This window comes from Pseudosulfitobacter pseudonitzschiae (genome assembly GCF_900129395.1).
In the GTDB taxonomy this organism is placed as follows: Bacteria; Pseudomonadota; Alphaproteobacteria; order Rhodobacterales; family Rhodobacteraceae; genus Pseudosulfitobacter; species Pseudosulfitobacter pseudonitzschiae.
This window is the reverse complement of sequence record NZ_FQVP01000009.1, coordinates 1-12401: the sequence shown is the minus strand read 5'-3', so window position 1 is coordinate 12401 and position 12401 is coordinate 1. Positions and strand designations below refer to the sequence as shown.

Annotated in this window: 17 protein-coding genes and 1 riboswitch; of the genes, 16 read left to right on the top strand and 1 reads right to left on the bottom strand. The window is 58.8% G+C overall.

Going from position 1 to position 12401, the window contains the following annotated elements:
* Positions 1-133 precede the first annotated feature (133 nt).
* The 7 genes from BUC08_RS20055 to BUC08_RS20025 all read left to right on the top strand — a co-directional run bounded on the left by BUC08_RS20055 (position 134) and on the right by BUC08_RS20025 (position 5654).
* Complete coding sequence (locus BUC08_RS20055) at positions 134-1051, top strand: ArdC family protein (RefSeq protein WP_037930331.1); 918 nt, start codon at positions 134-136, stop codon at positions 1049-1051.
* A 104-nt stretch (positions 1052-1155) separates the two neighbouring features.
* A complete protein-coding gene (locus BUC08_RS20050) occupies positions 1156-1545 on the top strand; it encodes a DUF3768 domain-containing protein (protein ID WP_037930334.1) in 390 nt (129 codons plus the stop codon).
* A 141-nt stretch (positions 1546-1686) separates the two neighbouring features.
* Positions 1687-3669, top strand: coding sequence for a ParB/RepB/Spo0J family partition protein (locus BUC08_RS20045; RefSeq protein ID WP_037930338.1), 1983 nt, complete (start codon positions 1687-1689; stop codon positions 3667-3669).
* Positions 3670-3743: 74 nt separating this feature from the next.
* Complete coding sequence (locus BUC08_RS20040; protein ID WP_037930341.1) at positions 3744-4325, top strand: hypothetical protein; 582 nt, start codon at positions 3744-3746, stop codon at positions 4323-4325.
* On the top strand, positions 4325-4999 hold the full coding sequence (locus tag BUC08_RS20035; protein WP_037930344.1) for a DUF6927 domain-containing protein: 675 nt from the start codon (positions 4325-4327) through the stop codon (positions 4997-4999). Before BUC08_RS20040 ends, BUC08_RS20035 begins: the two co-directional genes overlap by 1 nt.
* Positions 5000-5049: 50 nt before the next feature.
* Positions 5050-5274: an AbrB/MazE/SpoVT family DNA-binding domain-containing protein gene (locus tag BUC08_RS20030; RefSeq protein ID WP_037930348.1), complete on the top strand. Its 225-nt coding sequence runs from the start codon at positions 5050-5052 to the stop codon at positions 5272-5274.
* Positions 5271-5654, top strand: a complete 384-nt coding sequence (locus BUC08_RS20025; RefSeq protein ID WP_037930351.1) for a type II toxin-antitoxin system death-on-curing family toxin — start codon at positions 5271-5273, stop codon at positions 5652-5654. Before BUC08_RS20030 ends, BUC08_RS20025 begins: the two co-directional genes overlap by 4 nt.
* A 105-nt stretch (positions 5655-5759) precedes the next feature.
* Here the strand turns inward: BUC08_RS20025 and BUC08_RS25235 are convergent, their stop codons facing one another.
* The gene (locus tag BUC08_RS25235; RefSeq protein WP_156024897.1) at positions 5760-6185 is read right to left on the bottom strand and encodes a hypothetical protein; all 426 of its coding nucleotides are present in this window, start codon (positions 6183-6185) and stop codon (positions 5760-5762) included.
* On the opposite strand from BUC08_RS25235, the gene BUC08_RS20015 reads away from it, so the two are divergent.
* From BUC08_RS20015 to BUC08_RS24410, 9 genes are all read left to right on the top strand, one after another.
* Positions 6184-6912 (top strand): DUF736 family protein, encoded by a 729-nt coding sequence (locus tag BUC08_RS20015; RefSeq protein WP_037930353.1) that lies wholly within the window; start codon positions 6184-6186, stop codon positions 6910-6912. The genes BUC08_RS25235 and BUC08_RS20015 overlap by 2 nt on opposite strands.
* Positions 6913-7067: 155 nt before the next feature.
* Positions 7068-7171: riboswitch (TPP riboswitch) on the top strand.
* 57 nt (positions 7172-7228) lie between these two features.
* Complete coding sequence (locus BUC08_RS25230) at positions 7229-7540, top strand: bifunctional hydroxymethylpyrimidine kinase/phosphomethylpyrimidine kinase (protein ID WP_073194417.1); 312 nt, start codon at positions 7229-7231, stop codon at positions 7538-7540.
* The gene (locus tag BUC08_RS20005) at positions 7537-8517 is read left to right on the top strand and encodes an FAD-dependent oxidoreductase (RefSeq protein ID WP_037930355.1); all 981 of its coding nucleotides are present in this window, start codon (positions 7537-7539) and stop codon (positions 8515-8517) included. Before BUC08_RS25230 ends, BUC08_RS20005 begins: the two co-directional genes overlap by 4 nt.
* Positions 8495-8692 (top strand): sulfur carrier protein ThiS, encoded by a 198-nt coding sequence (gene thiS, locus BUC08_RS20000; protein WP_037930358.1) that lies wholly within the window; start codon positions 8495-8497, stop codon positions 8690-8692. Before BUC08_RS20005 ends, thiS begins: the two co-directional genes overlap by 23 nt.
* Position 8693: 1 nt before the next feature.
* Positions 8694-9464: a thiazole synthase gene (locus BUC08_RS19995; protein WP_037930361.1), complete on the top strand. Its 771-nt coding sequence runs from the start codon at positions 8694-8696 to the stop codon at positions 9462-9464.
* A complete protein-coding gene (locus BUC08_RS19990) occupies positions 9461-10057 on the top strand; it encodes a thiamine phosphate synthase (protein ID WP_037930367.1) in 597 nt (198 codons plus the stop codon). The genes BUC08_RS19995 and BUC08_RS19990 overlap by 4 nt, the downstream gene beginning before the upstream one ends.
* Entirely contained in the window at positions 10054-11010 is a 957-nt protein-coding gene (locus BUC08_RS19985) for a HesA/MoeB/ThiF family protein (protein ID WP_037930379.1), read from the top strand. Before BUC08_RS19990 ends, BUC08_RS19985 begins: the two co-directional genes overlap by 4 nt.
* Positions 11011-11115: 105 nt before the next feature.
* The gene (locus tag BUC08_RS19980; protein ID WP_037930382.1) at positions 11116-11769 is read left to right on the top strand and encodes a TenA family protein; all 654 of its coding nucleotides are present in this window, start codon (positions 11116-11118) and stop codon (positions 11767-11769) included.
* 193 nt (positions 11770-11962) lie between these two features.
* Positions 11963-12166: a hypothetical protein gene (locus tag BUC08_RS24410; protein ID WP_143186797.1), complete on the top strand. Its 204-nt coding sequence runs from the start codon at positions 11963-11965 to the stop codon at positions 12164-12166.
* Positions 12167-12401: the final 235 nt, after the last annotated feature.

The following is a 12401-nucleotide window of genomic DNA, read 5'->3' as shown; positions in this document are numbered from 1 at the left end:
TCGGATCCGGAGTTTGGGGCAAAGGGGGTCGGCGGAATGCCGAACAAACCCGGCCATCCCGTGTTGGAAACCCCTCGAACCAATCTCCAATCCGCGCGTGGCTTCCACGCGCTTCCAATTCCGGAGATCACTCATGGCCAAGTCCAAAAAGCCAAAATTTGACGTTGCGGCGTCGATCACCAATGAACTTATCGAGATTATCGATCGGGGCGTACTGCCCTGGCGCAAGCCCTGGCAGGTTGGGAGTAGTGCAGTGCCACTACGGCACGGCGGCGAGCCTTATCAAGGCATCAACAATTTCTTGCTGACCATGCGCACCATGGTGGCTGGATACACGTCGCCTTACTGGATGACCTTGCGACAAGCCAATGAACTGGATGCCAAGATCATCAAGGGATCTAAGTCGTCGGTTGTTGTCTATTACGGCACCGCTGAACGTGACCGCAACGAAGATGCATCTGAAGCCGACACGAACGACCCCAAGTCCATCCCCTTCATGAAATCCTACCGCGTGTTCAACGCGGATCAGATCGAGGGATTGGATGCGCGTTTTCATCCCGCGCCCCCGGACGTGCTGGATTACCCGGAGCGCGCACCAATCCCCCACATGCAGGCCTTCTTTGAGGCCATCGGTGCGACGGTCAGCTTTTCAGGACGGGAGGCCTGTTATGTCCCGACGCTTGACAAGATCTACATGCCCCCAATTGAGCTTTTCGAAGATCCGCGGAATTTCTACGCGGTCTGGGGGCATGAGTTGGGTCACTGGACAAAACCCCGCCATCGGCTCAACCGCAGTTACGGTGATGCGCGGTTCGGGAACACGGCCTACGCGCGCGAGGAGATTGTGGCCGAGCTTTGTACGGTATTCCTCGGCCAGAAGCTGGGCTTCTCCGCGCATACGTTGGAGCTGAACGCGGCCTATCTCGACAATTGGATCCGCGTGCTGCGCTCCGACAAGCGGGCGATTTTCAAGCATGCAGCCGATGCCCAGAAGGCCTGTGACTATCTCATTGCCGCATCGGAGGCGGGGCAGGGGGCTGAAGCTGCGTAGAAGGTGCTTCATAGTCCGCAGGATGTTCGGATTCGGCAGGTGCTTTGAAAGAAAAAGAAGGCCTTTGGTTTTGTGGTTTCAACGTATTTTGAAAGGACAGACCCATGAGCCATCCCGAGCCCGCCGAACCGACCCAACCAGACGCCACAATCATTTGTGCGCAGAACGACGCTTTTCGCAGGTTCGCTTGCCTTGGCATTGCTCCGGATCAACCAATCCAGGGCCGGATGCATGTCACCCAGTCCCTGGTGGCGGCGGGTGATGATTTCATGGCCGAGGCAGTGAAGGCCACGGGGGAGTTCGACAGCTTCGAGCCAGAGAACGATCCCGAAGGTTGGCATGACTTTGGGTCGGTCACGATCCGCGGTGAGACAGTGTTCTGGAAACTCGATCTCTACGAGGCTGACTCAGATTTCCGCTATGCGGCGGAGACACCCGACAATCCCCAGACCACCATGCTTGTGTTGACCATCATGATGGCGCGCGACTGGTAAGGCACCATCTACTTTTGACACGAGATCGGCCCGCTGACCCCTCAAAGGGAAAGTGGGCCTTTTGTCTGTTTAGCCCTCGGACACGGGGGTTGGTGATGCTGTCCCGGTGGGACGGCGCAGAACTCAGAAAAAGGATATCTCATGACACAAGCTCTCAAACCTGTTTCCGTCGCCATCGGCGATCTTGTCGCTCATCCTGCCAATGTGCGGAGCAGATCGCCCGAGGAATATGCCCCCGAGAACATCGCACATCTCAAAGCCAGCATCGCTGTACTGGGCATCATCCAGCCACTTCTGGTCCAAAAGATCGGTGGCAAGTTCGGGGTGCTGGCAGGCGGTCGTCGCCACGCGGCACTGAACGAGTTGGTTGCGGACAAGACCGCCAAGGGCTTCACCGTCAAAACGAAAGTCGACTGTCGCCTTGTGCCGGAGAATTGCGACGTAACCACGGCCCTCTCCCTGGCCGAGAACATCACCCAGGCGCCGATGAACGCGATCGACGAATTCGAGGCCTTCGCCCGGATGATGGAAGTCGACGGCCAGACGCCCGAGACGATCGCCAAGACCTTCGGCACGACGATTGCCGCCGTCAAAGGCCGGTTGCGCTACGGCCTGATCCACCCCGACATCCGCGCCGCGGCCCGGGCCAAGACGATCACGCTCGATACGATGAAGGCCTTTGCCGAGCACCCGAGCCAGGAGGTGCAGCGCGAGGTCCATGAGGCGCTCACGAAAGACGGCGGATATCTGCAGGCCTACACCGTCCGACAGGCGCTCAAGTCCCGAGGTGTGCAGGTCAGCGATGATATCGGGGCTTTTGTGCGCGAAGACTATGAGGCACGCGGCGGCGCTGTCGCGGCTGATCTTCTGGAGGAGCATTCCGTGCTCGAGGATGCGGTGCTGGTCGAGACCATCCTGCTCGAGAAGCTCGGTGCCGCCGCTGAGGAGGCCCGTATGAGGCTGGGCTTTGCCTGGGCAGATGCGGTGGTGCGCTACGATTACGCGACCATGGCCGACTGCGGCCGCGTCTATCCCGGCCAGATCGAACCTGATGAGGCCGCCCAGAAGCGCGTGGATGAGATCACCGCCGAGCTTGAGAGGTTGCAGCTCGAGATGGAGGACGAGGCGCTCGAAGACGACGTCTACAACGCCCTTTACGAGCGCGTGGACACCTTGGAAGAGGAAGCCCGCGACCTGCAGGAGGCGTATAGCGCAGAGGACCTCGCCCGCGCTGGTGTCATCGCGTCGTGGCAGGGCGGGCAGGTGACGCTCCATGTTGGCCTCGTCCGCCCGGAGGACACCGTGAATGAGGAGGGCGCGCGCGGCTCCTCGAGCAACCAGACAGGGGAGGAGGCCCCCGATGCCGGAGAAATCACCTACCCGGCCTCTCTGGCCGAGGACCTCAAGACCGAGCGGGCCATGGCGCTCGGGGCCGCGATGGCGCTGCATCCGGAGGCCACGCTCGATCTGACCCTCTTCAAGCTGGTGAGCGACGTCCTTGGCAGCGGCATGAGCGTCACGCAGGCGATCAAGCTCGACGCTCGCAAGGAATATCGCAGCCACGCCAAGATGGACGAGATCGACGGCACCTCGCTTGAGCAGGCGGCGGTGGCGCATGATGCGCTTGACCTCTCGTGGCTCGATGACACCCGTGCGCCCGCCGATCAGTTCACGGCGTTTCGCGCGCTCGATGTGGGAGAGAAGGCCAAACTCGTCGCCTATGCGACGGCCAGCACCACGCAGTCCTGTTTTGCCCGGGACCGGCAGCGTGACAGCCTGATCTATGAGTTCGAGATCGAGATCATGCCCGACATTCGCGCTCATTGGAGGCCGAACGCGGCGCTGTTCAATCGTTTCAAGAAGGCTTGGCTCCTGAAGATCCTCGGCGAGGATCTGGGTCTCGCTCAGGAAACGGTGACGCTGGCCTCTTCGAGCAAGAAGGAGATCGTCGCCTTCTGCGACAAGCTCTTCGCCGAGCCTTTCGCCACGCTCACGGACGCGCAGCGCGCCGCCGTGGCCGCCTGGTGCCCGCCGATGATGCAGACCGCCGGTGTTGCCTGTGATGAGGCAGCACCCATTGCAAAGACCCCGGAACCTGACGGCGAGGTCGCGAAAGCGGCCTGAGCCTTCACGCGATCCGCGCGAGCCATGCCGCCCGCGCGGGTCGCCCCTCCCATACCCAACGGAAAGACATCCCTATGGCTATTCTCAAGTTCTCTGCCTCCGCCGTTGCGGCGCAGATCGCCCATGCGCGCGCCTGCAAGACCTTCCTGCCCAACTGGAACGGGCCCGCCCTGATCCTGATCGTCGGCAATGGCGTCCATCTGCGCTCGAACGGCATCGACGGCACGACCACCCGTATCGTCACCACCGAGCAAGCCGATCCTTCCTTCGCCTTTGCCGACGGCATGAACCCGTTTCGCGACACCGACTGGATGGCGCAGCGCCGCATGGCGTTTCGCGATCTGACCGGTCAGTTCTACACCGATATCCTCGATGATGTGCAGGTCCTCATCGACCGGGGACGGGGGGCCATCCGGCTCGCCACCGATGGTCACAGCATCCGCGTCTTCGTGCACCGGGCCTCGGACTATCTCATCGGCGGAACCTACGAGGTGCACTCAGGGCTTGGCGGCACCTTCCGGGCCATCCTCAAGGATGCCTGCGACACCTTCGCGATCGTGCAGAACTGCGGCAATTGCGAGGATTTCGACGCGATGCAGCCCTACCGCGTGCCGCTCGATGCGCTGATGGAAATCGATGACCGGAGGGCGGCGTGATGGGTTGGCTCTTTTATACCGATCGCCGCGTCCAGACCTATGCGGATGAGAAAGCGGAGATCACCCGGCTCTGCACCTCTCATGGCGACACGCGCAATACCGAACTGGTCAAAGCCTGCAAGGTCGGTTCGACTTGGTACGCGGCGGCAAAGGTCACCAATCTCGACGGCACCCCGGTCGAGGACGTGACTTATGTCACTGATCCTGGCGGCTCGATCACCTTCGCAGCTGTGTTCCTCACCGCCTACGACAATGGCTGTTGGGGCTACAAGGACATGGAGGAAAGCGCTGGCCCAAACGTGTCCCGCGCGCCCCTTGCGCTGATCGAGCTTCTCTCCGACCTGAAAGACCCGGACAGCTATGCCCAGGACTGGCGGCAACGCTGCCGAGACTGGGCTGCAATCCCGGACTACGAGGAAGGCGACAAGTTCAAGCTTGCCGCGCCCGTAACCTTGAGTGATGGCAGCACCTGCCAGATCGTCACCGCGACGCACTACAGGCGGGGCCGGCAGAAACGCCGTTGCTACCGTATCGAGGAGACGGGCGGTCTCGTGCGGCTTTCGAAAGCCTCGCTTGCGGGTTCGAAGCTGCTCAGCTCCGCGAAGGATGCGGCCAGCCCAGTGCTCGCGGAGTTCTTCGCCGAGCAGGGGACCTGCAAAGCTTCCGAGGCTTGATTCAATGCGACGTATTCGTATATACATACGTATATGCCAAGGAGGATGAAATGATCGAAGCCAAAATCCGTAAAGTTGGCAATTCTGCTGTTATGACGCTCAACGCCGAAATGCTTGCCCTGCTTGATGCCAAGGAGGGCGACACGCTCTATGCGGTGCGCACTGACGACGGCGGGCTGAAACTGATGACGGAAAACCCCGAACTTCAGGCAGCACTTGCCGCAGCCGAGGTCGTTATGGATGAAAACCGCGACCTGCTTCAGGCGCTTGCATGACCGCATGGGTCTGGGTGCCTTTACCCGCCTTACATGTCATCCATGACCGCCAGATTGCCCGGCACGGTGGTGCGCCCGGTACCCGTGATCCTGCACTTTTGGATGCCGCCTGTGCGCGCCCGCTAAATCAGGCGGTCTATGCCGATCCCGATGCTTATTCGCTCGCCGCAGCTTATGCATTCGGTATCGCCAAAGCCCATGCTTTTGTAGATGGTAACAAGCGCACCGCTTTCGTGGCCGCATTCACATTCCTGCGGCTCAACGGGATTGCCATCCGCCCTGATCCCGTCGTTGGCGTCCAAATGATGGAAGACTTGGCGTCAGATCAGGTGAATGAAGAAAAATTCGCAGTGTGGTTGCGTTCTCTTCGCTCCGAGTGACCCGCCACATGCCCTCACTCGATGCCTTTTTGCACGCTGTAGTGAGGGCTTTAACACTCACCACAATGGGACATTGCGATGCCGTTGGGAGGGGCATCCACGCCATCAACAAAGACATGGGCGAGCCAAATGAACATTTTTGGAATCAAGATGGCTGTTGACGCCGGACTGTCCGTCGATTGATCGAACGAAGGCTATCTCGTCCATTAGGATCGATTGGGCCAATACTTCATTACATTTCTTCCGAACGGCAGCACCATCGGGCTGACCGACCGGAGCGGCCAACGCTTGAACGGGCCGGAGTTGGATTTTTTCATTTCCGATGCGGCGCAAGGTGAAACCGCAGCGAAGGAAGGCAGGGCGGAAACGGGCCGTCCTTCCATCGATCCGAGCGTCGTGACGGGTTGATGGGCAGGCGGAAAGTGAAAAGAAGGCTTTTTGTTTTGTGATCTCAAGAGGGGTCAAAAAACCAATCCCGTGTGCGCTGGCAAGAGGCCGGGCACCGGCAACCTCACAAAGGAAATGAGCCATGTTTGCAGGAATTCTCACAAAAAACACCGATACCGCAGCAGCCGTGTTTTCCGGAACGATTCACAGCACGAAGTTCGATATCGCGATCCATCTCGAAACTCGCACGAAAATGTCGGACCGCAGCCCGGACTTTGATGTCACGGCAGTCAACACTTCAGGCCGCAAGGTACGCATCGGCACAGCTTGGAGCGAGATAGGCAACGCATCCGGCAATCCCTATATTTCGATGCAGATTGATGTCGGCCTCGGCGCGTTCCGTGTCAACGCTGTACAGACTCAGGAAGCAAGTAAGGCCAAGAGTGGCGGATTTGAGATCATTCCTCTGGTCTCGAACGGGATCATGAGATCGGGTTCAATCTCGGGTGAATTGACAACAATGGATGCCGACAACGCCTTCGCGGGTTACATCGCCAACATGATGTTCGATCTCGACTTCATGCTGATCGCAAACGGGTACAAGACCGAAGAAACTCACCCGGATTACCGGATCGAGGTCAGCTCTCCGCGCGGCATACCAATCCGTGTGGGTTCGGCGTGGATGGCGAAAAGCAACCGGACGGGCAACGATTATCTGTCGCTGCTGATCAATACGCCTGATGGCGATCTACGGGTGAACGCGGTGCAAAACGAAGAACAGCGTGGAGGCAAAACCTTCTCGATCATTCCGTTTGTCGAGAGTGGTCATCGGCAGCCAGACGCAAGCGGCGGATTGTCATTGGCTGCTTGATAGGTCCAACATTTTCCACTGATAGAGCAGGGGACCGCGGCAACGCGGCTCCCTTTTTACGTCTGTTCGAATTTGAAGCTGGAAAAGCGCTCGACATCGCTAAATCGCGATCAAATATCCATTTGACGCATTTGCGCGATCCATCTAATCCTCTTTTCAAACTGTTGGGGTGCCCTTTCCCGGGCTGAGATGCACACGCTGCGAACCCATTGAACCTGAACCGGTTAGGACCGGCGGAGGGAACAGCTTGTGGACCTCGCGTCCATTTGGGCCGTACCTATTTTGCCATCCTGACCCCTGAAACGAGGGGCATGACTTGGTAACCAAATCGCCGACACTGGCAGTTCTTGACACAGGCGGACGTGCCAATGGATACATCCGCACAAACTATCTAGTTCTTGCGAATGGCATGCTCGCCTTCTCAGCAGCGGGCGTGAACACGCGCAATACCTATGGCAAAGTAAGTTCGTTTTCCTCTGTCATAGCGACATATCTTACTCGGCGACTGGCGCAGGCCAACACGGTTGGGCACGCTCTTGGATGGTGGCATCAAGCGGCCCTCCAAACAGAATCGAGACTTCTCGGCCAAGACGGCGGTCCCGTGCGCCACATTCACACGCCTGCATGAGCAATCCCTACACGATAATCGGGGGTGGCGTGTGCGGTCTGGCAATTGCAGCCGAGATGTCATCGCGGGGCGCGCCGGTCACGGTGATTGATCCCAATGGTGCGCCGGGAGATCATGCCTGTTCCTGGTGGGCTGGGGGTATGCTGGCACCCGATTGCGAAGGCGTGCTTGCCGATCCCGAAGTCGTGCGCCAGGGCCGTAAAGCTGCAGCATGGTGGAAAAGTCATGGTGGCACCGTCCACCACGAAGGTACAATTGTGGTCGCTTTGGCCCGCGATCAAGGTGATCTTGCAACCTTCGCGCGACGTGCACCAAGCGCGCAGGCCCTCTCCAAAACACAGATAGAGGCATATGAGCCGCATCTTGCGGAAAGACATTCCAGGGCGCTGTTCCTGGCAGAGGAAGGGCATCTTGATCCTCGCTCAACTCTCGCGGGATTGTATGAGCGACTGGGTCAAAGGGGCGTGCGCTTTGGTGGAGACGTTGCCGGTCAGTTGATTGATTGCCGAGGCCTCGCAGCGCGTGACGCACTCACCGATCTGCGGGGTGTGAAGGGTGAGATGCTCATCGTGCGCTGCCCTGACGTTACACTTTCGCGCCCCGTCCGACTGCTCCATCCCCGGTTCCCTCTCTATATCGTACCGCGCGGTGACGGTCTTTTCATGCTGGGGGCCACCCAGCTTGAAACCAGCGAACGCGGGCCCGCGAGGCTCCGGTCGGTCATGGAACTGATGAATGCGGCCTATGCACTGCACCCTGCGTTTGGCGAGGCGGAATTGTTGGAGGTCGGCGTAGATGCGCGACCTGCCTTTCCCGACAACCAACCGCGTATACGACGGATTGGCGACCGCATTTATGTCAACGGCCTGTTTCGGCATGGATTTCTGCTGGCACCTGCATTGGCGCAGATGACCGCGGATCTATTGCTGGACGGCAAGATACCGGAGGTTTGGTATGAAGATCATCGTGAACGGTGAACCGATTGAAACCGAGACACCGACACTGGAAGCGTTGTTGGTAAAACTTGGGAAGGGGGACGCCAAGGTTGCCACCTCTCTCAATGAGACATTTGTCCCGAATACGCGACGCGCAGAACAATGCCTGAAAGACGGGGACCGGGTCGAGATCGTCGCGCCCCGGCAAGGAGGATAGAATGCCCGACTTCTATGGCACCGAGGTGGCGTCCCGGCTGATGTTGGGGACCGCGCAATACCCCTCCCCAAGCGTCCTGGCCGAAGCCTTTCGCGCCTCTGCGGCAGGGATCGCAACAGTATCCGTCCGCCGAGAGGCGGGGGGCGAACAGGCCGGGCAGGATTTCTGGAGACTGATACAGGACCTGGGTGTTGCTGTCCTGCCCAACACCGCCGGCTGCCACTCGGTCCGCGAGGCGGTAACCACCGCGCAAATGGCGCGCGAACTTTTCGACACCAACTGGATCAAGCTGGAGGTCATCGGGCATTCCGATACCTTGCAGCCTGACCCCTTTGGTCTTGTCGATGCAGCCGCACAGCTGATCGAAGACGGGTTTGACGTCTTTCCCTATTGCACCGAGGACCTGGTTCTGTGCGAGAGGCTGATAGAGGTGGGGTGCAAAGTCCTCATGCCCTGGGGCGCCCCCATTGGCACGGGGATGGGCCTGAACAACATTTACGGTTTGCGCAGCTTGCGTGCCCACTTCCCCGACGTTCCTTTGGTCGTCGATGCCGGACTTGGCCTTCCGTCCCATGTAGCGCAAGCCATGGAACTGGGTTATGATGCGGTTCTGCTCAACACCGCAGTTGCAAAGGCGGGTGATCCGGTAGCAATGGCCAAAGCCTTTGCCCTTGCCGTTGAGGCCGGCGCGCTTGCCGCGCAAGCCGATCCGATGGACGCGCGTGATATGGCGGTTCCTTCGACACCCGTTCTTGGAAAGGCCATACTATGATCCTGCCACGCTTTTATCCGATCTTTGACGATGTGGCGTGGCTGCGGCGCATGCTGCCACTGGGTGTGAAGCTGGTGCAGTTGCGGATCAAGGATCAGCCACAAGACATACTACGTGCCCAACTGGCCGAAGCACGGGATTTGTGTCACGCCCACGATGCGGTGTTGGTTGTCAACGACCACTGGCAATTGGCGATCGAGCTGGACTGCGCCTGGGTTCACCTGGGGCAGGAGGACCTTGACGAGGCGGATGTGAATGCGATCCGAGAAAAGGGCCTTGGGTTAGGGGTCTCGACCCATGACAAGGCGGAACTGAGGCGTGCATTGGCCCTGAAGCCGGATTATATCGCCCTAGGACCTATCTATCCGACAATCCTGAAAAAAATGGAATGGCACGCGCAGGGTATCGAGAAACTGACGCACTGGAAAGAGCAGCTCGGCGACATCCCCCTTGTCGCGATTGGGGGAATGAACGTGTCGCGGGCGGAGGGTGCTTTTGCTGCCGGCGCGGATATCGTGTCGGCGGTCACGGACATCACGCTGAACCAAAATCCGGAAGGTCGCATCCGGGAATGGCTGGAGATCTGCAAATGAGCGCCTATGCCCGTCAGATTGCAGTTTTGGGTGACGGGGCACAAAAAAAGATTACCGGGTCATCCGTGTTATGCATTGGGGCCGGAGGCCTTGCTGCCCCGGTGATGCAGTATCTTGTGGGCGCAGGCGTCGGTCACATCCGTGTTGCGGACGCAGACGGCATAAGCCTGTCCAACCTGCACCGCCAGACTTTGTTCCGCCGGGCGGACATCGGACGCCCCAAGGTCGACGTGATCGCGGAAACGATGAAAGCATTGAACGCTGAAACGACGATTGAACCGATCCGAGAGTGCGTTGATCCGGCCAACATCGGCCGTTTCTGTGACGGTATGACGCTGATCCTAGATTGTGCCGACAGTTTCGCCGTCAGCTACATCGCATCCGACCACTGCCTTGAAACGGGCCAACCCCTTGTCAGCGCCAGCGTGGTTGGCCAGGACGGGTACGTCGGCGGCTTTTGCGGTGGGAAACCCGGTTTGCGCGCGGTCTTTCCTGATTTGCCGGACCAACTTGGCTCATGTGACTCGGATGGTGTTCTGGGACCGACCGTCGGTGCCATCGGCAGTCTTCAGGCGCAAATGGCATTGGCAATTCTGACGGGCGACCTGCAAGCACTGGGCCAACTGGTCACCTATGACGCCCGGGCATTTCGGTTTGGTGGCTTCCGCTTTGACACGGCGCCCGACCCGCGCCCCGATCCTGCGTTCATCGCCCTGGGTGATGTGGCGTCAGAAGACTTTCTGATCGACCTGCGCGCAGAGGGGGAACAAGGCCCCGAGCTTCGGCAAGCGTTACGTCATGTGGTCACCGATTTTGGCCCCGACGGTCCGCGGCCACACCCGGATCAACGCGTGGTTCTGGCGTGCCGATCGGGCCTGCGGGCCTGGAAGGCGGCAGAGCGGCTGGCGGAAAACTGGCCGGGCGAGATCAAGCTCCTTGCCTTGGGCGGGTGACGAAACGCCACTGAAACATCTGACCACCGCCGCAGCGGCCCTCCACTCGTAGGTTGATGGGCTGCGTACACAACCATATCCATTTTTCCAACGTCGGAGACTGACATGAAGGCCACTCAGCACCTACAATCGCTTGTTGCAGACGATTGGCATGCCGCGACACACCACCCTTTCACTCAAGCTTTGGCAGAATGTAGCCTGAGCAATGATAAGATGGCGGCCTATCTCCAGCAGGATTATTTGTTTGTCGAAGGCTTTGTAAGGCTTCTCGCGTCTGCTGTGGCGCATGCGCCTACTTTGGCGGATGCTGTGCCGGGGGCGCAATTCTTGGGATTGATTTGCGGTCAAGAAAACACTTACTTCCTGCGCTCGATGCAAGCACTTGAGGTGTCTCCAACCGCGAAACCAGAGCCTGAAACGGTTGCGTTTCAGGAGCTTATGGAGCGGGCGCGCCGGTCTGAACGCTATGAGATCATGCTGTCTGTACTCGTTGTCGCCGAGTGGATCTACCTTGATTGGGCCACACCGTTCGAGGATCGTGCAGATGATTTGCCGTTCTGGCTGGGGGAATGGATTACCCTGCATTCCGGCGAGGGTTTTGCGGGAGTCGTGGCCTATTTGCGCCATCAACTCGATGCAATTTGGGGAAACCTCGATGAAGCCGCGCGCGTCGAGGTATCCGAGACCTTCATACAAGCTGTGAGCCTTGAGCGTGCGTTCTTTGACGCGGCTTGGGTTGGCTTTCCAGTCGCCAAGTGATCGTGTGTTGCGAAAATATGGCAGCCACATGTTTGACTTGGCGCTCGGGCAGTTGGGGACTTGGGTCCCCCTATTTACGGGTTTAGTACAATTTGTACCTGTCTTTGCACTTAGGCCAATCCTGACGCTTAGGGCGGCCTCCCCTTCCCTTGGGAATCAAAGAGCAGCACGACCGTGACCAGGAAGTCGGCCGGTGAAAATGACCGAACGTGCAAGTGTTGAAAGAATGGTCGACATCGTATTTCGTACGAAGCTTCACGGTATTGCTGGTGTTCTCGACCGATATACCCGCCTTAACAGCGTTGATGAGGAGACAGTGCAGGTTGAGGCAACTGGCCTGTTTGCGAGTTGCGAATGCCTTGAGCGCATGCGTCAGATGAAAATTTTGCAAATATAGATTTGATCGTTTCGTCAATATCCTTTCAATTTCTCCCAAGCAAATACATTCACTCGCCCAGATTTTGGATGTCTCAAGGACGCAGGTCACTAGCATTAACCTTTTGGTAACTTCTGTCTGAAACCTTGTTGAACTGGATGGGTAATCCCCCCGTTTTTGCGGGGGCTTGGTCGTAGAATTTACGCGGCCATTCTCAGTTTCTGGGCGGGGGTCATCCCGCCGTTGCCCATGTTTG